The sequence below is a fragment of the Carnimonas nigrificans ATCC BAA-78 genome, assembly GCF_000526695.1.
Classification (GTDB): Bacteria; Pseudomonadota; Gammaproteobacteria; order Pseudomonadales; family Halomonadaceae; genus Carnimonas; species Carnimonas nigrificans.
Window position 1 is genome coordinate 65,477 of record NZ_JAGO01000017.1, and the last position, 25,451, is coordinate 90,927.

Consider the following 25,451-nt stretch of genomic DNA (forward strand, 5'->3'; position numbering starts at 1 on the left):
TTGCGGCCTGTCTCCATAAGTTAAGCAGGGCGCTGCAACTCAACACGTAACGCCCCGCACAGCGGGTAGAGGATCATCCATGCAAGTGTCTGTCGAAACGACTTCTACAATCGGGCGCCGCCTGACTATCCAGGTACCGGCCGCACAGGTTGACCAAGCAGCAGATGCGCAACTGAAAAAGTTTCAGGGGCGTCGTATGAATGGCTTCCGCCCGGGCAAGGTGCCTGCCAAGGTACTGCACAGTCGTTTCGGTGCAGAAGCGCGTAACGAAGCAGTCAGCGAAATCATTCGTGAGAACTACGTCAAGGCGCTCTCCGAAGAGTCCCTGAATCCTGCCGGTTTCCCTGAAATCGAGCCGACCGTCAACGAGCCGGGCAAGGATCTGGAGTTTGTTGCCAGCATCGAAGTCTATCCGCAGATTGAGCTGAAAGGCATTGAAGGCACCTCTATCGAACGTCCCAAGGCGTCCATTACCGATGCTGACGTAGATGAGATGATCGAAAGCCTGCGCAAGCAAGCGGCTGACTGGTCAACTGCTGAGCGCGCGGCTGCCGAAGGCGATCAGGTGAAAATCGACTTTGAAGGGTTCCTCGGTGACGAGCCGTTCGAAGGCGGCAAGGCTGAAGGCCATGAGCTGGTGCTGGGTTCCAACAGCTTTATCCCCGGTTTTGAAGACCAGCTGGTAGGCGCCAGTGCAGGTGATGAGCCGACGATCAAAGTGACTTTCCCTGAAGATTATCAGGCTGAGCATCTGGCAGGTCAGGAAGCGACCTTCAAAACCAGGGTTCATGAAGTCAAGGAGCAGGCGCTGCCGGAAATCGACGCCGAGTTCACCAAGCGCTTTGGCGTTGAAAGCGGCGATCTCGCTGAATTCAAGGCAGAAGTACGCAAGAACATGGAGCGCGAGCTTGATACCGCTGTTGAAAACAGCGTCAAGCAGCAGGTGATCGAAGCGCTGAAATCGGCTAACCCGATTGAAGTGCCGAAAAGCCTGATCCAGCAGGAAATTGATGCGCTCAAGCGTCAGGCTGCACAGCAGTTTGGTCTGGGTGAAGACTTCGATGTAAGCCAGCTGCCCAACGAACTGTTTGAAGAGCAGGGCAAATCGCGCGTGCAGGTGGGGCTGCTGCTGGCAGAAGTGGTCAGTGCCAATAGCCTTGAAGCTTCTGATGAAGAGCTGCGCGGCTTCGGTGAGAAAATTGCCCAGCAGTATCAGCAGCCCGAGCAGGTTGTCGAACAGTATCTGAACAACGAGCAGATGAAAAATCAGCTCAAATCCGCTGTTCTTGAAAATAAGGCGGTTGAAAAACTGGCTGAAAGCGCCAATGTTTCTGATAAGGAAATGTCTTATCAGGACGCACTGGCTGCCGCTCAGGCTAATCCGGCTGCCGAAAGCGAAGAGGCATCCGAGTCAGCTGAAGCCAAGGATGAGGAAAACAGCTAAGGCGTTCCTCTCTGCAATGCGGTGCTGAGCGCCGCAGGCAGCCAATAGTGCGGCTCGGCTTCGGTCGGGCCGCAACTGTTTAAGGAATAGGGCACCGCTACTGGCGCGATGAAATGACGTGCGCCGGATATTGTGTTTACATTGATGACTGGTGCCGACTGACAGCGGCGTGTCCGACTGTCAATGCAGCAGTTTGGTTCTACAGGATTTAAGGGCAGGGTCACGATGCGCAGCGAGTTTGATATTAGTAGTGCCGGTGGACTGGTCCCCATGGTGGTGGAGCAGAGCGCACGAGGCGAACGCTCTTACGACATTTACTCCCGACTGCTTAAAGAGCGCGTTATCTTTCTGGTAGGGCCGGTCGAGGACTACACTGCCAATCTGGTAGTGGCACAGTTGCTCTTCCTGGAGTCTGAAAATCCTGACAAGGATATCCATCTTTACATCAATTCTCCCGGTGGCTCGGTAACGGCAGGGATGTCCATTTACGACACCATGCAGTTCATCAAGCCGGACGTTTCTACCCTGTGCATCGGCCAGGCGGCGAGCATGGGCGCGCTGCTGCTGGCAGGTGGTGCAGCAGGCAAGCGTTTTGCGCTGCCGCACTCGCGGGTCATGATTCATCAGCCGCTGGGCGGTTTCCAGGGGCCAGCCAGTGATATCGAGATTCACACGCAGGAGATCCTCAAGATTCGCGAGGAGCTGAACCGCGTGATGGCGCATCACACTGGGCAGCCGCTTGAGAAGATTGAGCGCGATACCGATCGCGACAACTTCATGAATGCGCAAAGTGCGGCGGATTACGGCCTGATTGACGCTGTGCTGGATCGCCGCCCGCAAGCCTGATTCCGTTTTTCGGGTGCGAGCAGGCACCCGAAGCTTGATTCCGTAAGAGCGGTGGTGTTTGACACCATCGCATTGAAAAGAGGTACTCGTATGGCAGACGGCAAAGATAAGGACGAAAGTGGCAAGCTTTTGTACTGCTCGTTTTGCGGCAAGAACCAAAACGAAGTACGCAAGCTGATCGCAGGCCCGTCCGTCTATATATGTGACGAGTGCGTAGACCTCTGTAACGACATTATTCGTGAGGAAGTGCTCGAAGCTGAATCTCAGGAAGAAGGGCAGGAACGCCTGCCGACGCCTCATGAGATTAGCGGAACACTCGATGATTACGTGATTGGGCAGGAACGTGCCAAAACCGTGCTGTCAGTGGCGGTTTACAATCACTACAAGCGTCTCAAAATGGGCAACGGCGATGTTGAGCTGGGTAAAAGCAACATCCTGCTGATTGGCCCTACCGGTAGCGGTAAAACGCTATTGGCGCAGACCATGGCGCGTCTTCTGAACGTACCGTTTACGATTGCCGATGCGACGACTCTGACCGAAGCAGGCTATGTCGGTGAAGACGTTGAAAACATCATCCAGAAGCTGCTGCAATCGTGCGATTACGATGTCGAGAAGGCGCAGCGCGGTATCGTCTATATTGATGAGATCGACAAGATTACCCGCAAGTCGGAGAACCCTTCGATCACCCGCGATGTTTCCGGTGAAGGCGTGCAGCAGGCGCTGCTGAAAATGATCGAAGGCACTACCGCTTCGGTGCCGCCGCAGGGTGGACGCAAGCATCCGCAGCAGGAATTTTTGCAGGTGGATACCAGCAATATCCTGTTTATTGTTGGCGGTGCTTTTGCCGGTCTTGACAAGGTGATCCGCGATCGCTCGGAGAAGGGCGGCATTGGCTTTGGCGCTACTGTCACCAGCAAGGCTGATCAGAAGGGCGTGGGCGAAACCCTGGCCGATGTTGAGCCGGACGATCTGGTCAAGTTCGGGCTGATCCCTGAATTCGTAGGGCGTTTGCCGGTGGTCGCTACGCTCAATGAGCTTGACGAAGATGCACTGGTACAGATTCTGACCGAGCCGAAAAACTCGCTGATACGCCAGTACGAACGTCTCTTCGAAATGGAGAACGTCGAACTCGATTTCCGCAAGGAAGCGCTCAAGGCAGTGGCTCACAAGGCCATGGAGCGCCGTGCCGGTGCGCGCGGTCTGCGCTCCATTCTTGAGGCGGTGCTGCTCGACACCATGTACGACATTCCTTCGCAGAGCAATGTCTCGAAGGTAGTGATCGACGAGAATGTGATCGCCGGTACCAGCGAGCCGATCATCATTTACTCGCAGGATGACGAGACGCTCAAGCGTACCGCTAACAAGGACGGCTAATCACCGCTGACTCAATCTCCATGCTGTAGGCACTGGCATGGAGTGAGCAGCAGCGGTTATCGCGCAAGGGGCCTTCGGGCCCCTTGTTCGTTATAGCCTGCCGAGCAATGCCGGTACGGGGTTGCATTTCGTGATTGTGCCCTCATCCAAGAGGGCAACGATGGTGTTCCAGCCGCTTGCGAACACCCTGATTTCAAGCAAGAGGAAAGTCTGGATGGCAAGTTCCACCGAACAAACGCAACATCTTCCATTGTTGCCATTGCGTGACGTGGTGGTGTACCCCCAGATGGTGATCCCACTGTTTGTCGGGCGCGAGAAGTCGATCAACGCCCTTGAAGCTGCCATGGCGTCTGACAAGCGCGTGATGCTGGTTGCCCAGCGTGAGGCGACCCAGAACGAACCGGAGCATGATGATCTGTTTCGGATGGGTACCGTGGCAGAAATCATGCAGCTATTGAAACTGCCGGATGGCACCGTCAAGGTGCTGATCGAAGGGCAGCAGCGTGCTGATCTGGTCGCACTCGAAGAAGATGACCAGATGGTGCGCGCCGAGGTCGCTGTGCGCGATAGCCAGCCGCTTAATGAGCGTGAGCGTGAAGCGCTGGTTCGTGTGCTGCTTGAGCAGTTCGAGCAGTACGCCAAGCTCTCCAAGAAAGTGCCCAGTGAAGTGCTCTCGTCGCTGAAGGGCATTGATGATCCCAGCAAGCTGGTCGATACCATCAGTGCCCACCTGTCGCTGGCGATTGGTGACAAGCAGCAGTTGCTGGAGCTGGATAAGGTGCGTGAGCGCATCGAGCATATGCTGGCGCTGATCGAAGCTGAAATCGACCTGTTGCAGGTCGAAAAGCGCATCCGCTCTCGGGTCAAGGAGCAGATGGAGAAGTCGCAGCGCGAGTACTATCTGAATGAGCAGATGAAGGCCATTCAGAAGGAAATGGGCGAACTTGACGACGTTCCCAACGAGATCGAGCAGTACGAAAAAAGCATCGCTGACAGCGGTATGCCCAGGGAAGCCGAAGAGAAGGCGCGTCAGGAGCTTAACAAGCTCAAGATGATGGCGCAGAACTCGGCCGAGGCTACTGTCGTGAGAACCTATCTCGACTGGGTGCTGAGCGTGCCGTGGAAAAAACGCACCCGCATCAAGCATGATATCGAGCGGGCCGCGCGCATTCTCGATGAAGATCACTACGGTCTTGAGGAAGTGAAAGAGCGCATTCTTGAGTATCTGGCGGTGCAGAAGCGCGTCAAAAAGCTCAAGGGGCCGGTACTGTGCCTGGTGGGGCCGCCCGGGGTGGGCAAAACCTCCCTGGGGCAGTCGATTGCGCGTGCCACCAACCGGAACTATACCCGTCTGGCGTTGGGCGGCGTTCGTGATGAATCCGAGATTCGTGGGCATCGCCGCACCTACATCGGCTCAATGCCGGGCAAGCTGGTGCAGCGCATGGCCAAGACCGGAGTGAAAAACCCTCTGTTCCTGCTCGATGAAATTGACAAGCTGGGGCAGGATCATCGCGGCGATCCCTCTTCGGCGCTGCTTGAGGTGCTTGATCCTGAGCAGAACAGTACCTTCAACGATCACTACCTTGAACTTGATTACGATCTGTCGGATGTAATGTTCATCTGTACTGCCAACTCGATGAACATTCCTGAGCCGCTGCTGGATCGTATGGAGATCATTCGGCTGCCGGGCTACACCGAAGATGAAAAGCTGGGAATCGCCAAGCGTTATCTGCTGCCCAAGCAGTTGGAGGCCAACGGCCTTAAGAAAGATGAGCTAACCCTTGATGAGCCTGCGCTGCTGGAGCTGATTCGCTACTATTCGCGTGAAGCGGGCGTGCGCGAGCTGGAGCGGCAGATTGCCAAGGTAGCGCGCAAGGTGGTGCGTGAGCGTGTCGAGCAGGAGCGTAGCAAAAGCACGGCTGAACCGCTGGCGCTGGGAGCTGCTGATATCGAGCGTTATGCCGGCGTGCGGCGTTACAGCTTTGGCCTGGCAGATACCGAGGATCAGGTCGGGCGTGTTACCGGGCTTGCCTGGACATCGGTGGGCGGTGAGCTGCTTTACATCGAATCTGTCACGTCTCCCGGCAAAGGACGCATTGAAAAAACCGGTTCGCTGGGCGATGTGATGAAGGAGTCGGTCAGCGCCGCCTATACGGTAGTGCGTTCGCGCGCCGAGGCGTTGGCGATTGATCCTGAATGCTTTGAAAAACAGGATCTGCATATTCACGTTCCTGAAGGTGCGACACCCAAGGATGGCCCCAGTGCCGGTATTGGCATGGTCACAGCGATGGTATCTGCCTATACTGGGCGCGGTGTGCGTGCTGACGTGGCGATGACCGGTGAGGTCAACCTGCGCGGTGAGGTGATGCCGATTGGCGGCTTGAAAGAGAAGCTGTTGGCGGCGCGCCGTGGCGGCATCAAGATCGTGCTGATTCCTGAAGAGAACCAGCGTGATCTCAAGGAAGTGCCCGATGCCATCAAGGATGCCCTCGACATTCGTCCGGTCAAATGGATCGACCAGGTACTTGAAGTTGCCCTGGGCGAGCGCCAGCATGATGCCAAGGCTGAAAGTGCGCCCAGCGAATCGGTCGCCGCCCAGCCCTCATCGGCAAGCACCCATTAATTCCGTTTTCGCGCCATAAAACTCGATTTATTCAGTAATGGCGCGGTTTCAGCACTCAATTTACTTGACCGAATTTAGGCGCGTTGCTATACAATGGCGGTCGATGCAATATCATATTGTGCATTGGTCACCGCGCATACGCATGGTACTTATTTGTTAACCCAAGGGGTGAATAGTGAATAAATCTGAACTGATCGAAGCCATCGCGGCTTCTGCCGACATTCCTAAAGCGGCAGCTACTCGTGCACTCGACGCGTTGATCGATTCTGTCACTGACAGCCTCAAGAAAGGCGACTCTGTTGCTCTGGTGGGCTTCGGTACTTTCAGCCTCAAGGAACGCGCTGCACGTACTGGTCGTAACCCCCAGACTGGCAAACCGATCGAGATTGCTGCGGCTAAAGTGCCGAGCTTCAAGGCTGGTAAAGCGCTTAAGGACTCCGTCAACTAAGACGTATGTTCTGAAGCGTTGATAAAGGTTAGGTTGGCTAAGTTCAGGTGCGGTGCACCGGTAAGTCATCCCGTTATCGAACAAAAGGCGCATCACCGGATGCGCCTTTTGTTTGCGCGCAAGGCAGGGCTGGCGTAGCGCTTTCAGCATTCGGCAGGTAAAAATACGTGCATTTGCTCGCTATACCAGCCTCCTCGCGCATGGCGTGCCGATGCCTGTAAAAGGTATAATGCGGCGCCATCCAAGACCGTTTGTGATCAACCGAGGTTTCAATGCTGCAACAAATCAGGGAACATTCTTCCGGCTGGATCTCCAGGGTAGTGATTGGCGTAATCGTGGTCGTGTTTGCGCTGTTTGGCCTTGAGAATCTGGGCAGCTTGTTTTCCGGTGGCTCGTCGAAAAATGACGTGGCAACCGTTAATGGGGATGGGATCAGCCGCCAATCCCTTGATGAACAAGTCATGCGCCTGGCGCAGTCGGGCAATCTGCCGCCGGAAAGGCAGGAGCAGGCACGCGGTCAAATCCTTGATCAGTTGATTCAGCAGAAGCTGCTTGACCAGTACGCCACCAAGGGCGGCATGACGGTCTCCGATAATCAGGTCGATCAGCTGATTCTTAATCTGCCTCAGTTCAAATCAGGGGACGGCAAGTTCTCGACCCAGCAGTTTGTCGAAAGGCTGCGCCAGATTGGCTATACCCCCGACACCTTCCGTGACTATCTGAAACGTGATCTCACCACTCGCCAGCTACAAAACGGTCTGGTGCTGGGCAGCTTCGCTACCAGTGCCGAGCGTGAAAGGATTACCGCGCTGAGCAATGAAACGCGTGATTTCCGCTACGCAGTGCTTGATAGCAGCAACCTTACTGCGCCGGTAGAGGCCAGCGATGAGGAGCTGCATCACTACTACGATCAGCACAAGGAACAGTATGTGCGTCCAGAGCAGGCCAGGCTTGATTATCTGGTGCTCGATAAAAGCGCACTTGCCAAAAACGTGAGCGTAAGCGATAGCGACCTGCGTGCCGAGTACGCTAACCAGGCCAAGGATGCTGCCCGTCAGGTTTCTGATATCGTGATCTCCGAAGATGACACGCAGCAGGCCAAGGAGCGCATGCAGCAGGTGCAGCAGCAGCTCGATAACGGCGCCTCATTTGCCAGCGTAGCGCGTCAGTTCTCTGACGATAAGGCATCGGCCAGCAACGGTGGTGATCTGGGTAACGTTACGTCCGGCATCTTTGGCGAGCCTTTTGATAGCACCGTGGCCGGGCTTGACGAGGGAGAGGTATCGAAGCCGTTTGAATTTGATGGTGCGCTGCATCTGGTCAAGGTGACCGGTATCGACATGCCTTCCTTTGATGAGCTGAAACCGCAGATTACCGAGCGCTTGCAGCTGCAGAAGGTGAACAGCGCATTCGATAGCGCCGTTGAAGAGCTTGGCGACAAGAGCTTCTCGGCTGACAATCTTGATGGTGTTGCCCAGGACATGAACCTGCCGCTTCAGCATAGCGATTGGGTATCGAAAGAGAGCGATAGCGTTGAAGGCGTGCTGAGTGAGCCGGGCGTGCTCGATGCTGCATTTGCCAGCGATGTGCTGAATAACGGTTACAACAGTGATGTGCTCGATCTGGGCAATGATCGTCGCCTGGTGCTGCATGTTAATCAGCATCGTGAGCAGCAGCAGCTACCGTTTGATCAGGTCGAGGATCAGGTGCGTCAGGCGGTGATCGCCGAGAAGACACGCACCGCGCTGAACGAACTGGCTCAACAGCGCGTCGCGTCACTCAAGCAGGGTGAGCAGGTAACGCTTGGCTGGCGTTCGGCTTCTCAGGTAAGCCGTGATGCTGATACCCCTGACAGCGCCATCATCAATCGCGTCTTCGCGCTGCCGCGTCCCGAGCAGGGCAACCATAGCTTTGGTATTGCTGAGCTTGGCGGCAACCGGGTTGCAGTGCTCGATCTTGCCAGCGTCGGTACTCAAAGTGGCAAGGGTGATGAAGGCAAGGTCGCTAATACGATTCGTGATGCACAGGGGAATTCTGTCTCCAAGGGGCTCTTGGATCTCCTGAACGAACGTGCCACTATCGAGCGCCAATAACGCGTTCAGGTGTTGCCACATCATATAGCCCGGTGCCTGTCAGGTGCCGGGCTTTCTTTTACAGGTAGGTACGATGACTTCTTCCTCTTCAAGCGAACAGCCGCTGACGGCCCCCGATGCCAAGCAGCACTCCCATACCGTAACGGCTCCCTTTGGAGCGAGCCGCGACGATGTGTATTACTGGATGCGTGACGACGAGCGCAAGGCTCCGGCCATCATCGACTATCTCAATCAGGAAAATGACTACGCCGACCAGCTATTGGCGCCTCTCAGCTCCTTCCGTGACACCCTTTACGAAGAGCTGGTGGCGCGCATCAATCAGGAAGAGTCATCGGTACCATATCGCAAGCGCGGTTGGTGGTACTACAGCCGCTTCATCAAGGGGCAGGATTACCCGCTGATGGCGCGCCGCCGTGATAGCGATGGACTCAGCGCTCAGGTGCTGATGGCGGCCCATGCCGAACAGGATTTCTCCCACGAACAGATATTGCTCGATCAAAATCAGTTGGCGGAAGGCAAGGAATTTTTCAGCCTGGGCGCGGCGGCCATTAGCCCCGATACCCGGCTGATTGCGTGGGCCGAAGACGATAGCGGGCGGCGCCAGTTCCGAATCAAGGTCAAGGAAGTCGGCACTGATGAGGTGATCGACACCGGCATTGCTGGCGTATCGGGTTATATCGTATGGGCCAACGATAGCCGCACCTTTTTGTATATCGAAAACGATCCTGACACGCTGCTGACCAAACGTGTCAAGAAGCACGTACTGGGTAGTGCCGCTGCGGAAGATCAGGTGATCTATGAAGAGCACGACAACAGCTTTTATCTCGGCCTGAGCAAAACCCGCGATGAGCGCTTTATCACGCTGGTGCATTTCAGCACCGATACCACTGAAATGCGCTACACCTCAGCCGATCATCCCACGGAGCTGCAACCCTTGGCACCGCGCGAGGAGGGGCTGCGTTATGACGCTGATCACTACGCAGGGCGCTGGGTAATTTCGACCAATGCCGACGGCGCTGACAATTTCAAGCTAATGAGTGCGCCCTCTGCCTGCACGTCGCGCAGCGAATGGCAGACGTTGCTCGATTACGATCCGGAAGTGGTCATTGAAGACGTAGAGCTGTTCGATGGCTTTATGGCTATCGCGGAGCGATCCAATGGCCTTGAACGGTTGCGCCTGTTATTCGATGACGGTGAGCAGCGCTATGTCTCTGCCGACGAACCGGCCTATTCGATGGGGCTGGCGGCCAACCCTGAACCTGAGTCAACACTGCTGCGTTATGGCTATACCTCGCTGACGACACCTTCCACCGTCTATGAGCTGGATCTCGTGAGTGGCGAGCGGCGGCAGCTCAAGCAGCAGCACGTCGCAGGCTACACTCCCGACAATTATCACACCGAACGCCTATGGATTACCGTTCGCGATGGCACCGAAGTGCCGGTATCGCTGGTCTATCGCAAAGGCTTTGTGAAGGATGGCAGCGCGGCGCTGTATCAGTACGGCTATGGCAGCTACGGCATGCCGATGGACCCTGGCTTCTCGTCAACACGTATCAGCCTGCTCGACCGTGGCGTGGTATTTGCGATTGCGCATGTACGCGGCGGCGCAGAGCTGGGCCGTCAGTGGTACGACGCAGGGCGGCTGCTCAACAAGCAGAATACCTTCAATGACTTTATTGATATTACGCGTGATTTGGTCAGGCAGGGCTACGCGAGTGCTGAGCGTGTCGCGGCGGCAGGGGGAAGCGCCGGTGGCCTTCTGATGGGCACGGTCGCCAACCAGGCACCCGAGCTCTATCGCGTCATGGAAGCACAGGTGCCGTTTGTGGACATCGTGACGACCATGCTCGACCCGACCATTCCGCTGACGACCAATGAATATCACGAGTGGGGCAACCCTGAGCAGCCAGCCTACTATGACTATATGTTGAGTTACTCGCCCTATGACAACGTGAGCGCGCAAGCGTATCCGGCGCTCTATATCGGTACCGGCCTGTGGGATTCTCAGGTGCAGTATTGGGAGCCTGCCAAATGGGTCGCAAAATTGCGTGACATGAACACCGGCAAGCGACCGCTGGTATTCCGCACCAATATGGAAGCAGGACACGGCGGCAAGTCAGGGCGCTTCAAGCGCTATGAAGAGCTGGCTGAATCCTATGCGTTTGTGCTGGCGCAGCTGGATGCCGTGTCGCTTATTCATGAGTAGCCAGCGCGTTAATCTTTATCTGGAAATGCCAGGATAGCGGGTATATATCCAGCAGCGGCTAGTGGAAGCCATAACGCCACACGGATGTGTGAAGTGAAAAGCAGGCGGGGCGGTTATCTCGCACCGTCTCGCTGTGTTGTGCTGCTCACTTTTGCGGCGAAGATACGGAGAGGGCAGCGTTTTGTATGCCAATGCAGTGCCGCCTTCTGATTCGATACCTTCTCATCGCTGCTTTTCCCAAGGCCGTGTTTAAGACGAACAAGGGCAGGCTGCCTTGCCTAAACATCCGGTTGCGGGCATATTGTCCCTATTTTTTATAGGGGAATAAGCATGACAACCTGGCTATGGCTACTCTTCTCGGCAGCCACTCTGTTCGGCGTGATATTGGCGATTTCAGCAGTAATGAATCGACCACCCTCCAGACTGTTGAAAATGGCGCATGGCGGCTTCGTGGTCGCGGGATTGGTGATACTGGGCAGTATCGCCTGGGCAGGCAAGCATGGTTTATGGGCAGCACTGATATTAGCCCTGATTGTGGTTGCGTCGGGCGTGATTACCAGCATCAAGCGCACGCGGCAGAAAGCATCAGATATGCCCGTCGCCATTCACTCGATATTAGCACTACTGTGGTATGTGTCTCTGGTGACACTATTGGCGCTGGAGTAATGTGATGACCTTTGGGTTCCGGGATGATGCGTTTGTCCAGACTATTATTAGGAAGAGAATAGATAACTGCTAATTGATGCAGGAATTTACGATAAGGCCGCTTGGGCATAATTATATTGCAAGTGATTCATATTATATAGGGGATAAAAAATGATAGGGAGGGAGTCATGACAATACATACATGGTGGATATTTGCGATTACCGTTTTTCTCTTGAGCGCAACCCCAGGGCCAAACATGCTGCATGTATTGTCACGCAGCGTACACTGGGGGCTTCGGCGCAGCATATCCGCCATGGCTGGGTGTCTTACAGCCCTTTTTGTTGTGCTAATAATATCTGCGGCAGGAATGGGAGCACTCTTGTCTGCAATTCCAGGTTTGTTTGAGGTCATCAAATACCTGGGGGCTGGTTATCTCATCTATCTCGGGATCGCTGCATGGCGCGCCAGAAAAGATCATTCAGCAACAGACCCTGAAGCAGAAGAGATTACTTCAAGGGCTGGCTTATCACGGCTCCAGCTATACCGAGGTGGTTTCTTCGTCGGAATTAGCAATCCAAAGCTGCTGCTGTTTACAGTGGCGTTTTTTCCTCAGTTCATCACTCTCAATGCAGAGGTAGTCCCTCAATATGCCATTCTCATTTTAACCTTTATGGCCTGTGAGTCCTTCTGGTTGGTGAGTTATGGCCTTGGAGGACATGGCTTGTCTCGTATTCTTTCGGGAGAAAAAACGGGGTATCCGGATTATCTGGTTGCTATGCGAAATTGAAAGGTGGGCGACAAGCAAAACTCACAACGGATTAACTGGTTGATAGGCCCTACATAACCACACTTGAAGCCATAGCCGCTTACTTGGCCGCCGTTGATAAAGCGAAGGAGAACCGGACTACCTGGTTCATGCTCGGGAAGCTGTGGAATTGGCCAGGACAAGAGGGACTACGCTGGGTGATGGCTCGCCAGGCTACCCTGATCACGTAGCTTCTCGGCTAGGCGTTGACTTTCAGATCACGCATTGAGGCCCGTGTTACAGGAACACGGGCCGATTTTATTATTCGGGGAACCTGTCCCGTGTGTTGTTGGCGATTCTGACCAGCATGAGCATGATTGGCACCTCCACCAGCACCCCGACCACAGTGGCCAGCGCCGCGCCGGACTGCAGGCCGAACAGGGCAATGGCGGCGGCCACGGCTAGCTCGAAGAAGTTGCTGGCACCGATCATCGCTCCCGGGGCGGCGACATTGTGGGGCACTTTCCACGCCTTGGCCCAGCCGTAGGCAATGAAGAAGATCAGGAAGGTCTGGATGATCAGCGGGATGGCGATCAGCACGATGTGCAGCGGGTTGTTGAGTATGACATCGCCCTGGAAGGCGAATAACAGCACCAGGGTGATAATCAGGCCGATGGGCGTGATCGGTCCTACCTTTTTCATGAAGACGTTGTCGTACCACTCGATGCCGCGACGGGCGATCAGGGTGCGCCGGGTCAGGTAACCGGCGGCCAGCGGGATGACGATGTAGAGCACCACCGACAGCGCCACCGTGTCGTAGGGTACCTGGATGTTCGACACGCCGAGCAGCAGGATCACGATGGGGGCGAAGGCGAACAGCATGATCAGGTCGTTGACCGCCACCTGGACAAGAGTGTAAGCAGCATCGCCGCGGGTCAGGTAACTCCACACGAAGACCATAGCGGTACATGGCGCGGTCCCCAGCAGGATGGCACCGGCAAGGTACTGGCTGGCCAGCTCTTCGGGAATGAAGGGCCTGAACAGCACCATCAGGAAAAACCAGGCGATGGCGAACATGGTGAAGGGCTTGATCAGCCAGTTCACCGTGGTAGTGATGACAAGCCCCTTGGGCTGGCGGCGCACACCGAGCACAGCGGTAAAGTCGATCTGCGCCATCATCGGGAAGATCATCGCCCAGATGAGGATGGCTACTGGGATCGACACCTGGGCGACTTCGAAGCGCGAGAGGGTTTCGGGCACCGCCGGGGCGAACTGGCCCAGCAGTACGCCGGCGACGATGGCCATCGCCACCCATACCGAAAGATAACGCTCGAAACGACCCATGCCCTCGGTGGCGCTTGGGGCTTGGGATTCTTGGAGTGCGGTCATGGTGTGACTCCTATCAGATGGCACATTGATTCACGCGCCGAGAAACGTCTTCCGCGCTTTCCACTCGCTCAGAGTAGCGGTCTGTCAAGTAGTCGCTTCGTCCTCGGATCATCAGGGTGAACTTGGTCAGTTCCTCGCAAACATCCACTATGCGGAGGTACAGAGGAGAGGGCTTCATGCGGCCATCTTCGTCGAATTCATTGAAAGCTTTCGGTACCGAAGACTGATTGGGGATCGTCACCATGCGCATCCAACGACCGAGGATGCGCATTTGGTTAACCGCGTTAAAGCTCTGGCTCCCGCCTGATACCTGTATCACGGCCAGGGTCTTCCCCTGAGTGGGACGAATGCCGCCTAGTGACAACGGAATCCAGTCGATCTGGGCCTTCATGATGGCCGTCATGGCACCATGGCGTTCGGGACTGACCCACAGCATGCCTTCCGACCACTCGGCCAACTCGCGTAACTCCTGAACCTTGGGGTGGTCAGCCCCCGCATCATCCGGCAAGGGCAGGCCGCTAGGGTTGTAAGTCCGCACCTCGCATCCGAACCAACGCAGCAGTCGCCCGGCTTCCTCGGCAACGAAACGTGAGTAGGATCGTTCTCGCAGGGATCCGTAGAGCACCAAAATACGTGGCGCATGCTGGGGGGCCTCGGGGCCTGCCAACAGTGTCGTGTCGATGGAACGCAACTGGGAAGGATCAATATTGGGGAGGTCTGCCGGCATCTTGATGTCTTTCATGGCGCGATTCCTGGGTAATGGATGACTTCACCATCTTCCTTGATGAAGTGCGCTACTGGGTGGTCAAGGAGATCCAGCACCGTCTCCGATGGTCGGCATAGCCTGGCACCCTTCAGTGTCACCACGATCGGTCGATTGATCAGAATCGGTTCCGCCAGCATGGCATCGATCAGCTGATCATCCGTCAACGCCGGGTCGTCCAGCCCCAATGCCTCGTAGGGGGTTCCCTTGCGCCGCAGTAGATCCCGAGGGCAGATACCCATCTTCGCCAGCAGCTCCACGATGCGTTCCCGGCTTGGGGGCGTATTGAGATATTCGATGATCTCGGGAGGTTCACCAGAGGCCCTCATCATCGCCAAGGTATTGCGTGATGTGCCGCAGTTCGGGTTGTGATAGATCTGGGGAAGCATACTGTTTCATTCCTTATCTTGATTCGGAGTGTAACCGATCAGGGACTCCGCTAAGGGGCCACACACCTCCGGATGCCCCGCGCAGCAGTCGCGCACCAGGAAGCGGATGGCTTCCTGCATGTGGTTTAGATTCGCCCGATAGATGATCGAGCGCCCCTGACGACGGGATACCACCAGACCTGCCCGCGACAGCACAGACAGGTGCGCCGACATCGTGGCATGGGGCACCGATAGCTGCCGTGCGAGCTCGCCGGCGGCGAGCCCATCCGGTTCCTGGCGTACCAGCAGGCGAAAGACCGCCAGGCGTGTCTCCTGGGCAAGAGCGGAAAAGCTCTCGATTACGTTTGATGTTTCCATATTTCCAAAATTATGGAATTATTGGGGGCGTGTCAAGTCGTTCACTCAAGGTAGAAGCGTAGAACGTCCTAGCAGCACGCAACATCTTTCTATCCGCACATATGCAAGCCCGCATCAATGAGGGTCAACTGATGAGACTGCGACGTGTTCTGTTCCTGTGCAATGCCAACTCGGCCAGGTCCCTGATGGGCGAAGCCCTGTTACGTCACCTGGCGGGAGACCGCTTTGAGGCGTTCAGCGCTGGTTCCGAGCCGGATCGCCCCCATGAGATCACCTTGGCTACCTTGAGCAAGCTAGGTATCGACACTCAGGGGCTCGCCAGCAAGTCCCTGGGCGATTTCGCCGGTGAGCATTTCGATTCGGTGATCGTGCTTTGTGACAAGGCCCAGCAGGCATGCCGTGACTGGCAGGGCAGCAGTGATGAGTATCTCTACTGGGATATCCGCGATCCTCGCCTTATCGAGCGGTGGGATGCCTACGAGCAGGCGCTGGCCGAAATCCGTCATCGGCTATTGCTCTGGCTGGAGATCCAGGAGCGCGACGACATCGAGCGCTGAACCTCGATCCATCGAGACCCACGACTAAATTCAAAGCGAGGTAACTATGACTCTGCGTATTGGTATCAATGGCTTCGGACGCATTGGCAGATTGACGCTGCGCAGCCTCTGGCGCTCCGTCGAATCGGGCGAGGTCGAGATCGGCTTGATCAACGATCCGGGCGGTGACGCTGCCACCTTCGCCCACCTGCTGGAGTTCGACTCGGTGCATGGCCACTGGGCACCGGGAAAGGGAATCGACGCCACCGAGGCGGACATCCTCATCGACGGTCGGCGCCTGGCTTTTACCTCCAAGGTCGCCACGGCCGACAGCGACTGGTCGGGCTGCGACGTTGTCATCGAGTGTTCGGGCAAGATCAAGACCCGCGAGAAACTGCAGGCCTACCTGGACCAGGGCGTCGGTCGGGTGGTGGTAAGCGCGCCGGTGAAGGAAGAGGGCGTGCTGAACGTGGTGATGGGGGTCAATGACGACCGCTACGATCCTGAGACACACCGCATCGTCACCGCGGCGAGCTGCACCACCAACTGCCTGGCGCCGGTGGTCAAGGTTATCCACGAGACCTATGGCATCCGCCACGGCTCCATGACCACCGTCCACGATATCACCAATACCGAGACCATCCTCGACGCCCCCCACAAGGACTTGCGCCGAGCCCGTGCCTGCGGCATGAGCCTGATTCCCACCACCACCGGCTCGGCCAAGGCGATCACCGCCATCTTTCCCGAGCTCGAGGGCAAGCTGAACGGCCACGCCGTGCGGGTGCCCCTGGCCAACGCCTCGCTCACCGACATGGTCTTCGAACTCGAACGCGAGGTGACGGTGGACGAGGTCAATGCTGCTCTGAAGGCCGCCGCCGAGGGCCCGCTAGCCGGCATCCTGGGCTACGAGGAGCGCCCGCTGGTCTCCATCGACTACCGTACCGATCCGCGCAGCTCGATCATCGACGCGCTTTCGACCATGGTGGTCAACGGCACCCAGCTCAAGCTCTACGCCTGGTATGACAACGAGTGGGGCTACGCCAACCGGACCGCCGAGCTGGCGATGAAGGTGGGGAGTGAGCAGGTGGGCCATGTCTGAGGCAGGGAAGCTCGGGATCCGCTTGAAGGGGCTGCCCTTCGAGGTGCGCCAGTACCTGCTGATCACCGGCAACTACTGGGCCTTCACCCTCACCGACGGTGCCCTGCGCATGTTGGTGGTGCTCTACTTCCATCAGTTGGGCTACTCACCGCTGGAGGTGGCGCTGCTGTTCCTCTTCTACGAGGCCTTCGGCGTAGTCACCAACCTGGTGGGGGGCTGGCTGGGGGCACGCCTGGGCCTCAACCGCACCATGAACGTGGGCCTCGGCCTGCAGATCGTCGCGCTGGTCATGCTGATGGTGCCCGCCGCGGCGCTAACCGTGCCCTGGGTGATGGCCGCCCAAGCGCTCTCGGGCATCGCCAAGGACCTCAACAAGATGAGCGCCAAGAGCGCGGTCAAGGTGCTGGTGCCCAAGGACAGCCCTAGTGCCGGCAGTGCCCTCTACCGCTGGGTAGCGATCCTCACCGGTTCCAAGAACGCGCTGAAGGGGGCCGGTTTCTTCCTCGGCGGCCTGCTGCTGACTCTGATCGGCTTCCGCGGTGCGGTCATCGCCATGGCATTGATGCTCGTCGCGGTGTTGACGCTGTCGCTGATAAGGCTCAAGGCTGACCTGGGTCGCCAGAAGCGCAAGCCCAAGTTCACCGAGGTGTTCTCCAAGTCCCGGGCCATCAACGTGCTCTCGGCGGCGCGGCTATGCCTGTTCGCCTCCCGGGACGTGTGGTTCGTGGTGGCGTTGCCGGTGTTCCTCTACGACCAGCACGGCTGGAGCCATTGGACGGTGGGCGGCCTGCTGGCTATCTGGGTGATCGGCTATGGTGGGGTGCAGACCCAGGCGCCGCGCCTCACCGGCCTGGTCAAGGGCGGGGCGCGGGCCGTCACCGTGTTCTGGGCGTTGGCCCTGGCCGGCTTGCCAGCGCTGCTGGCCCTGCTGCCCCTGGCCGAAGTGGGCTGGTTGGTGACGGGGCTTTTGGCCTTCGGCGTGCTCTTCGCCGTCAACTCCAGCTGGCACAGCTACCTGATCGTGCACTATGCCCGCGCCGATGGCGTCTCCATGGACGTGGGCTTCTATTACATGGCCAACGCCATGGGCCGCCTCGCCGGCACACTACTCTCCGGTTGGGTGTACCAGGTGTATGGCCTGGCCGCCTGTCTGTGGATCTCGGCCGCTCTGGTGGCGGCCAGCGCCCTGATGGCTCTTGCGCTGCCACAGGAGGCGTCTGGGGAATGATGTGGGGCTACCCGACGCTGACCTTGCCCCACGGCTATCGACTGAGCCCCAGGACCCTCTACCCCATGCTGCATTCGATGGAGCGCAAGGGGGCCTGCCCTCCGTGATTAGTACAAGGGAAGCACACGACGCAGGCTCTACCGTCGCTGTTCGCGCTGGGCGCCGCCGTGCTCAACGGTCCCCTCAACCAGGGGATCATCCACGGCCTCAAGGTCAGTGGCGGCATTCTCGTCACCATGTAGCTGGCATCGTCCTCAATGCCAAACAGGCACTATCCCGATAAACATACTTGCCACGAAAACGCCCAAGATATGACGCACTTTTCTGACAACATTCTCCACCTGCCGGAATACCACGTCCTGGGCACCAAGGTGGAAGAGCATGATCTCCACTACCAGATCGAAGCTCCTGAGCCTCTAGCTTGCGAGGAATGCGGCGTTGAGAATGAGTTTGTCAGGTTCGGCAAGCGCGATGTGGCCTATCGTGACCTACCCATCCACGGCAAGCGGGTCACCCTCTGGGTGGTCCGTCGCCGGTACACATGTCGAGCCTGCGGAAAGACATTCCGTCCGACGCTCCCCGAGATGGTGGACACTCATCGCATGACGCGGAGGCTTTACAGCCATGTTGAAAAGGAGGCCTTCAACCACCCCTACGCCTATGTAGCCGATACCACGGGCCTCGATGAGAAGACCATACGCGAAATCTTCAAGAAAAAGGCTGAGTTCCTGGCGATTTGGCACCGCTTCGAGACTCCTCGTTGCCTGGGCATCGACGAGCTGTACCTGAATCGCCGCTACCGCTGCATCCTGACCAACTTGGAGGAGCGTACTCTGTTAGACCTGCTGCCCGGTCGTCAGCAGGACGCGGTGACGAAGCGGCTCATGAGCATGACTGAGCGCGACAAGGTCGAGATCGTCAGCATGGACATGTGGAAGCCCTACCGCCGTGCCGTTCAGGCGGTGCTGCCACAGGCCCGCATTGTGGTCGATAAGTTCCATGTGGTGCGTATGGCCAACGAAGCCCTGGAGAAGGTCCGCAAGGGGCTCAGGAAGGAGTTGACGGCCAACCAGCGACGAACCCTTAAGGGCGACCGGAAGATCCTGCTGAAGCGGGCTCACGACGTCTCAGACCGCGAGCGTCTCATCATGGAAACCTGGACAGGGGCCTTCCCCCAGCTCCTGGCAGCCTATGAGCACAAGGAGCGGTTCTACCACATCTGGGGCTGTGCCACCCGGCGGGATGCTGAGAAGGCGTTGGCTGCCTGGGTTGACGGCATCCCGCAGGGGCAGAAGGAGGTCTGGAAGGATCTCGTTAGCGCCGTCAGTGGCTGGCGTGAGGAGGTGCTGACCTACTTCGAGACCGACATCCCAATCACCAACGCCTTCACGGAGTCGATCAACCGGCTGGCCAAGGACAAGAACCGCGATGGCCGGGGCTATTCATTCGAGGTGATGCGGGCCCGGATGCTCTACACCACCAAGCACAAGAAGAAGACGCCACAGACCAAGGAATCTCCGTTCCTGGGCAAGGCCACCATGACCTACAGCATGGGTCTCCCCGAGGCCGAGAAGAACTACGGCGTCGATCTATCAACCTTCTGGGAGGATTAAGGTTTTGGTGGATCAGAGGGGATCATCAACCACTTAATCCGGATACCCGAAATTTCTCTGCATCTACTTCGACGACCGAAGTGTCATGATTGCTGACTCCTTCCGCGCACATGAAAACGTCGCCGCGTTCTTCAGTGCTGATGCGAAAAATCGCCCGCTTTCCGAAAGAATGATTGATGATCTGGTGAAGCGACTGCATTCCTGATCCTGTTCCAGGTGTCATCAAGATGATGACCCCTTCCTTGATTCGCCGTTGATTTTTGAGTGCGCAGACGATTGCAGCATATGTGAATGACATCTACCATCCTAACGGAGAGCACAGACCCGGACAAGGTATGCCTACGTAACACATTCGTGTCACTCCCGGTCGCGGCAGTCGCTACGCTCCCTGGCGGCCTCGGCACCTTGCTCAGGGCTCCGCCCCGAGACCCCATCTCCCATTCGCTACCGCTCACGGGAATACCATGTCATCACCACAGGAACGCCCAGCCAGGATCCATCGCGATAAGCACCTAAGCGTGCGCCTCACTCAGGACGAGAAGGAGCGCCTGGAGGCGCTGGTGAAAGCCACCGACTGCCGCAGCCCCTCGGAGTTTGTGCGCAACACCGCGATGGGCTACCCCGTGAAGTCTGTCGTGACCCATGAGGCCATCAACGAGCTGCGCCGGCTGGGCGGCTTGATGAAGCACTTGTTCCTGGAAGGCGGCAGGGACGATCCGGACGGTCAGTACTTGGCGACACTGCAGGAGCTGAAGGCGGCGATTCATCGTTTGGGGCGTGAGCAGTGATTGCGAATGTCTGTGATCGTCGGCGTGATGGTAAATCGAGCTTCAGGACGCTGAAGGAATATCTTGTCGACAAGCTTCGTTCCGATGAGCTGGGTGCCGAAGACCAAGAGATGTTGAAGCCTGATGGGACTGTGATCGCCCAGCTGTCTACCGGCGTGAGCGTCGAGCACAATGGTTTTGATCTCGACACCCTGGTTCAGGAGTTCGAGAGCGTGGTGGCCATGAAACCTCGAGTCGAGGATCCCATTTACCACTTCGTTATCTCCTGGGCCGAAGGTGACGACCCCGGCGACGAGACGATGTTTTCCTGTGCGCGAGAGGCGGTAGAACGTTTGGGGTTTGGTGGCCACCAGTATTTAAGTGCCATCCATCGGGATACCGATAACCCCCATGTTCATGTGGCCGTGAATAGGGTCAATCCTGACACGTACAAGGTGAAGAATCCCTACAACGACTTCTACACTCTCGGGCAACTGATGACCGAGCTAGAAGACCGTTATGGATGGGCTTCTACACCCCAGGGTGGGCCGGACGTCAAGCTTGCTCAGCGAGCAGACGCGCACGGGGATTTGACGTTTGAGGCGTGGTGCAAGACGCATGTGGTGCCGGTTCTGAAGCTCCTCCTGGAGCAGTCGGCAGCCTGGGCGGAGATCCATCAAGCCATAGACGCCCTCGATGTGGAGCTCGTGGAGCATGGCCAAGGGCTGGTATTCCGCACTGCCAGTGATACCGGTACCGCCGTGGCCATCAAGGCCAGCGCGGTCCATGAGCGATTTTCCAAGACTCGCCTGGAGCGAGTGCTGGGGGCGTTTGAGGCAGCCCCAAAGGAACCCCAAGACCGACGCTACCCGGAGGATCCGCAGGCCTTCGCAGCGGCTGTGAAGGACGCTCTGGGCGAACGTATCACCCGGTGGTCGGGGCGCTCGCGCAGTGACTGGGCCTCACTGCATCGCTTGATGGATGAGCACAGCCTGCAACTGACGCCCTACGGCCAGGGACTGGCTATCTCCCCAGCGAATCGCGATGGCCCGCAGATGGCAGCGAGCAAACTGCACCGTGCGCTGGCCAAGAGCCAGCTGGAAGCACGGCTGGGACACTATGAGCCGCCCGAGAAGGCTCCTGACAGCGCTTATGCGCGAGATCGCCAGGTTACCCCTCGGCGGACAGCTCTGGACGCGACAGAGCGCCTGCAGCGGCGCTATCGGGCATATCGTGCCGAGAGACCAACGTATCGGTCATTGCGTCGTGACATCGGGCGTTCTATCCGGGCCATCCGGGCCGAGGTACGTGCTGAGCGACAAGAAGTCTACGAGCACATGCCGCCAGGGCTGGTAAGAGCCGCATACATCCAGGAGCTGAACTGGCAGCAGGCGCGGCGGATCCAGGGCGAGAGGCTGCGCCTGCTTCGCCAGTTCAACGCCCAGCAGGAAGCAGACGCTACGCTCGAGTGGCGCGAATGGGTGGAAGAACAGGCGAAGCGTGGCGACGGTGATGCGATCCAGCAGGTGGCCACGTGGCATGACCCGCGACACAGGCCCAGGAACGATAGCGTGGGGCCAGCAGGGGCAAGTGTCGGCTACATCGAGCTGGCCTCTGGTGCCGAGGCGCTGTTGGGCTGGGAACGACGCCGGCGAGGCAATGGGCTCTGTGACTTCTACACCAGCGGTGGTGAACGAGTCGCTACCCAGCAGCGGAATGGCCTCAAGCTTCACCGAACGGACGACACGACTGTGACGGCTGCGATGCAGCTGGCTATCGACACCTATGGCCCAGAGCTCCGCCTGACGGGTAGCGATGAGTTCAAGCGCCGTGCCATCGACGCGCTGATCACCCTGGAGGTCCAAGGTGGAAGGCGTGTGCGTCTCACGGATCCCGAGTTGGAGCAATGCCTTGAGGAACAGCGAACGGACATGGTAAGTAAAAGGGGATATACAAGAATGAAGTGATTTCAATAAATACAAACTTTAAGCTTTGGATTGTATTCGCTTTTGTTTCTTTAACGCAAAGGGAGCTTGTTATGGGGGCGTCTAGTAATGGGTCTCAATGGCGGCGCTGGGACTTACATGTTCACACTCCGGATTCCATTTTAGAAAGTCAGTACAAAAAGGACTGGGATGGCTATATAGATTTTATTGAAGGAAAAGGAGGTGAAGTTGCTGTCGTAGGGGTTACTGATTACTACAGCATATCCGGTTACAAAAAGATTCTTGATTATAGACATCAAGGCCGGCTTGCTAACATAAAAGAAATATTTCCAAATATTGAACTAAGGATTACGCCTGAAACAAAGAGATCTAAAGGTATAAATATACATCTTATTGTGGATCCTCGTGATGAAAATCATGTTCGACATATTGAGGGTGCGCTGGGCCGTCTTATATATAGCTATGACGGGCAAAAGTATGGATGTGAAGAACAGCAGCTCGTCGATCTAGGTAGAGCAATAAAAGGAGACCTTGGGAGGGAAGAAGCGCTCAAGGAAGGTGTTAATCAGTTTAAGCCATCTTATGACACTTTTCGGGAATGGTATCTTAGCGAGCAATGGCTGAAAGATAATTCGGTTGTGGTGGTGGCCAACTCTTCAAAAGATGGTGCGTCAGGGATAGCAGATAACGGGCTTTATGCCACGAGAAAAGATATCTATAGATTTACTGATATGGTTTTTTCTGGAAACCCCAATGATGCAGAACATTTTATGGGAGGAGGGGAGAGAAGTCGAGAAGATGTTGTAAATGATTACGGAAAAATAATTCCATGTATCCATGGTTCTGATGCACATAGTCTGGAAAAGATTTTTGAACCTGATTTAAATCGATATTGTTGGATAAAGGCTGATACCAATTTTGATGGTTTTCGGCAAATTTTGTATGAGCCGGAACGTGTCAAGATTCAAGAGTTACCGCCGGAGAGAAAGCCAGGGTATCAAACTATAAAAAGAGTAAGATACGTGGATTCCTCGGGTGAGGACTTGTTTTCGGATAGTTGGATACCTCTTAATGAGGATCTTAATACTATCATCGGAGGTAAGTCATCTGGAAAGTCGATGCTTCTCTACCATATAGCGAAATCAGTAAATCCTGCAGAAGTTGAAAGCAGCGTCCTTAAGGCAAAAGCGTCCACATATGATGATCTTAAAGGCATAGATTTTGAGGTAGAATGGAACAATGGTGAAGTTGTAAAGATTTCTGATGGCGCTGGTGATGTACAAGAACCTAAAGCCATAACTTTCATACCTCAGCTTTATATCAACCAACTGGCTGATAAAGACGGGAAAGATGACCTCAATGAGTTGATATCAAAAGTATTGATGCAAAATCCCGGTTATAAGAAATTTGTTGAGGATGCTGAGGAAGAAATTAGAAACATTAGGTCGGTCATTGCAGAAAAAATAGACAACCGTTTTGCTCTTCTTGGGCAGCATAAGAAGTTAAAGGATGAAATAGCAGAAATAGGTAGTGCTAATGCTGTTCAGAGTGAAATAGATAAAATTAAGGCGAGTGCTGAGCAGCTTCGTAGAAAGTCTGACTTTACGTCAGAGGATGAGAGGGAGTTCAATCGTCTTTCAAGGATGAAGTTTTATAATGAGAAAGCCAGAAATAAGCTTTCTTCATTTGGGTTAAAGCTAGAGTCTGTGTTGGAAGCTGTTGCAGATAATTCTGATAAGTGGAAACAAAGTATACATAATGATATTCGGTTGAAATCTGGGTTTTCTGAAAGATCAACCGTTTTTTCTGACTTAAGATCAACTCTTGATGGCTATTTTTCGGAGGCAGTTGAATCGTATCAGGAAAAAGTTAGAGGTAAGCTGTCCAGCATTCCAGATAGAATTCATGCTATTGAAGGAAAACTGGGAAGTATAAATGGTCTTCTCCAACCTCTAGAAGCCAAGGTGAAAGATAAGAGTGAACTGGATCGCCTTAATAAACTTTTAAAGTCAGAAGAAGAAAAGCTAAAGTTGATAAATGAGAAGCAAAAGTCTATAAATTCTGTGGTCGAGAGTGGTAAGAGATGTCGAAGTGAAATTGATGAAAACTATAGAAATATGGTTGGGTTGTATCGTGCGCTATGTGGAAAAGTTGCTGATTATCAAATAGATGAAGATATAAAAATAGAAGCTGATTTGTCGATTAACCATGAAAAATTTGAAAATTTTGTGGGCTGCTTTAACCGCACGGGCAATATGAAGCCTTTTCTTGGCGACTTGATGGGGGAGGAAGGGTATAATTTAGACCCAAGCTCTATTGAGAGCAATGTTTACAGCATTGCTTCTAAAATAGCTAGTGAGGAAACTCCACAGCTGAGAAAGCATGCTAGCTATCAAGACGCTTTTAAGTTGCTGTATGGTGATTACTTTGATGTGGACTATATCGTTACTTATAAGGAGGATGATATTGTCCATATGTCTCCCGGGAAAAGGGGGCTGGTCCTTTTAAGCTTGATGCTGGAGCTTAGTAACTCAACGCACCCTATTCTTATAGATCAGCCAGAGGATAATCTAGATAATCGTACTATTTACTCTGAATTGAAAGATTTCGTAAAAAGGTGCAAAGGAAAGCGCCAGATAATAATGGTGACGCATAATGCAAATCTAGTCGTTTCGGCTGATGCAGAGTGTGTCATTGTTGCTGATCAAAAGGTTCAGAATAGTGATAGCTTGATTGGTGGAGATTATCGGTTTGATTACTTTGGTGGAAGCTTGGAGTTGAGCTACGAAAATACAGAGGGTGAAAAATACGAACGTCTTAGTGATATGGGCATAAGACAGCATGTATGCCATGTTCTGGAAGGAGGTGTAGCAGCGTTTAGAGAGCGAGAGAGAAAATATAACCTAAGCTGATGTGAGAATAAGCCCTGTTTTTCAGGG

The 25,451-nt window shown here is 55.5% G+C and carries 21 protein-coding genes; 16 read left to right on the forward strand and 5 right to left on the reverse strand.

All coding sequences use genetic code 11. The features are described 5' to 3' along the window. Positions 1 to 79 precede the first annotated feature (79 nt). From tig to L881_RS0111980, 9 genes are all read left to right on the forward strand, one after another. Complete coding sequence (tig, locus tag L881_RS0111940; protein WP_025733923.1) at positions 80 to 1,444, forward strand: trigger factor; 1,365 nt, start codon at positions 80 to 82, stop codon at positions 1,442 to 1,444. 225 nt (positions 1,445 to 1,669) lie between these two features. Next, positions 1,670 to 2,290 carry an ATP-dependent Clp endopeptidase proteolytic subunit ClpP gene (clpP, locus tag L881_RS0111945; protein ID WP_025733924.1) on the forward strand — a complete coding sequence of 207 codons (621 nt, stop codon included), beginning with the start codon at positions 1,670 to 1,672 and terminating at the stop codon, positions 2,288 to 2,290. Between the two features lie 90 nt (positions 2,291 to 2,380). Then, positions 2,381 to 3,664 (forward strand): ATP-dependent Clp protease ATP-binding subunit ClpX, encoded by a 1,284-nt coding sequence (clpX, locus tag L881_RS0111950; protein WP_025733925.1) that lies wholly within the window; start codon positions 2,381 to 2,383, stop codon positions 3,662 to 3,664. Between the two features lie 214 nt (positions 3,665 to 3,878). Continuing rightward, complete coding sequence (gene lon, locus L881_RS0111955) at positions 3,879 to 6,287, forward strand: endopeptidase La (RefSeq protein ID WP_025733926.1); 2,409 nt, start codon at positions 3,879 to 3,881, stop codon at positions 6,285 to 6,287. Positions 6,288 to 6,462: 175 nt separating this feature from the next. Then, positions 6,463 to 6,735, forward strand: a complete 273-nt coding sequence (gene hupB / locus L881_RS0111960; RefSeq protein WP_025733927.1) for a nucleoid-associated protein HU-beta — start codon at positions 6,463 to 6,465, stop codon at positions 6,733 to 6,735. 272 nt (positions 6,736 to 7,007) lie between these two features. Then, positions 7,008 to 8,828, forward strand: coding sequence for a SurA N-terminal domain-containing protein (locus L881_RS0111965; protein ID WP_025733928.1), 1,821 nt, complete (start codon positions 7,008 to 7,010; stop codon positions 8,826 to 8,828). A 73-nt stretch (positions 8,829 to 8,901) separates the two neighbouring features. Further along, entirely contained in the window at positions 8,902 to 11,034 is a 2,133-nt protein-coding gene (locus L881_RS0111970; RefSeq protein WP_025733929.1) for a S9 family peptidase, read from the forward strand. A gap of 330 nt (positions 11,035 to 11,364) precedes the next feature. Then, entirely contained in the window at positions 11,365 to 11,700 is a 336-nt protein-coding gene (locus tag L881_RS0111975) for a hypothetical protein (RefSeq protein WP_156926560.1), read from the forward strand. Between the two features lie 167 nt (positions 11,701 to 11,867). Then, positions 11,868 to 12,467 carry a LysE family translocator gene (locus L881_RS0111980; RefSeq protein ID WP_025733931.1) on the forward strand — a complete coding sequence of 200 codons (600 nt, stop codon included), beginning with the start codon at positions 11,868 to 11,870 and terminating at the stop codon, positions 12,465 to 12,467. Between the two features lie 279 nt (positions 12,468 to 12,746). Here L881_RS0111980 and arsB read toward each other — a convergent pair whose 3' ends face one another. The 4 genes from arsB to L881_RS0112000 are packed head-to-tail and all read right to left on the reverse strand — an operon-like array spanning position 12,747 to position 15,323. Next, positions 12,747 to 13,814, reverse strand: a complete 1,068-nt coding sequence (gene arsB, locus L881_RS0111985; RefSeq protein ID WP_008958329.1) for an ACR3 family arsenite efflux transporter — start codon at positions 13,812 to 13,814, stop codon at positions 12,747 to 12,749. Positions 13,815 to 13,827: 13 nt separating this feature from the next. Continuing rightward, positions 13,828 to 14,541 (reverse strand): arsenical resistance protein ArsH, encoded by a 714-nt coding sequence (arsH, locus tag L881_RS0111990; RefSeq protein WP_025733932.1) that lies wholly within the window; start codon positions 14,539 to 14,541, stop codon positions 13,828 to 13,830. Positions 14,542 to 14,552: 11 nt separating this feature from the next. After that, positions 14,553 to 14,966 (reverse strand): arsenate reductase (glutaredoxin), encoded by a 414-nt coding sequence (gene arsC, locus L881_RS0111995; RefSeq protein WP_008958327.1) that lies wholly within the window; start codon positions 14,964 to 14,966, stop codon positions 14,553 to 14,555. Between the two features lie 6 nt (positions 14,967 to 14,972). Next, positions 14,973 to 15,323 (reverse strand): ArsR/SmtB family transcription factor, encoded by a 351-nt coding sequence (locus tag L881_RS0112000; protein ID WP_008958326.1) that lies wholly within the window; start codon positions 15,321 to 15,323, stop codon positions 14,973 to 14,975. Between the two features lie 131 nt (positions 15,324 to 15,454). Here L881_RS0112000 and L881_RS0112005 point away from each other — a divergent pair, with 131 nt between their 5' ends. From L881_RS0112005 to L881_RS0112020, 4 genes are all read left to right on the forward strand, one after another. Continuing rightward, positions 15,455 to 15,880, forward strand: coding sequence for an arsenate reductase ArsC (locus L881_RS0112005; RefSeq protein WP_008958325.1), 426 nt, complete (start codon positions 15,455 to 15,457; stop codon positions 15,878 to 15,880). Between the two features lie 46 nt (positions 15,881 to 15,926). After that, positions 15,927 to 16,958 carry an ArsJ-associated glyceraldehyde-3-phosphate dehydrogenase gene (locus L881_RS0112010; protein ID WP_025733933.1) on the forward strand — a complete coding sequence of 344 codons (1,032 nt, stop codon included), beginning with the start codon at positions 15,927 to 15,929 and terminating at the stop codon, positions 16,956 to 16,958. Continuing rightward, positions 16,951 to 18,186 (forward strand): organoarsenical effux MFS transporter ArsJ, encoded by a 1,236-nt coding sequence (gene arsJ, locus L881_RS0112015; RefSeq protein WP_008958323.1) that lies wholly within the window; start codon positions 16,951 to 16,953, stop codon positions 18,184 to 18,186. Before L881_RS0112010 ends, arsJ begins: the two co-directional genes overlap by 8 nt. Before the next feature lie 311 nt (positions 18,187 to 18,497). Then, a complete protein-coding gene (locus L881_RS0112020) occupies positions 18,498 to 19,799 on the forward strand; it encodes an ISL3 family transposase (RefSeq protein ID WP_008958322.1) in 1,302 nt (433 codons plus the stop codon). Positions 19,800 to 19,824: 25 nt separating this feature from the next. Here L881_RS0112020 and L881_RS13815 read toward each other — a convergent pair whose 3' ends face one another. Then, the gene (locus L881_RS13815) at positions 19,825 to 20,097 is read right to left on the reverse strand and encodes a hypothetical protein (protein ID WP_156926561.1); all 273 of its coding nucleotides are present in this window, start codon (positions 20,095 to 20,097) and stop codon (positions 19,825 to 19,827) included. A 166-nt stretch (positions 20,098 to 20,263) separates the two neighbouring features. Between L881_RS13815 and L881_RS0112030 the strand changes: the two genes are divergently transcribed. Genes L881_RS0112030 through L881_RS0112040 form a run of 3 tightly spaced genes read left to right on the forward strand, consistent with a single transcriptional unit; the run spans position 20,264 to position 25,424 of the window. Further along, positions 20,264 to 20,587 carry a plasmid mobilization protein gene (locus L881_RS0112030; protein ID WP_025733934.1) on the forward strand — a complete coding sequence of 108 codons (324 nt, stop codon included), beginning with the start codon at positions 20,264 to 20,266 and terminating at the stop codon, positions 20,585 to 20,587. Next, a complete protein-coding gene (traI, locus tag L881_RS0112035; protein WP_025733935.1) occupies positions 20,584 to 22,533 on the forward strand; it encodes a TraI/MobA(P) family conjugative relaxase in 1,950 nt (649 codons plus the stop codon). Before L881_RS0112030 ends, traI begins: the two co-directional genes overlap by 4 nt. Then, positions 22,530 to 25,424, forward strand: coding sequence for a TrlF family AAA-like ATPase (locus L881_RS0112040; protein WP_211238923.1), 2,895 nt, complete (start codon positions 22,530 to 22,532; stop codon positions 25,422 to 25,424). Before traI ends, L881_RS0112040 begins: the two co-directional genes overlap by 4 nt. Positions 25,425 to 25,451: the final 27 nt, after the last annotated feature.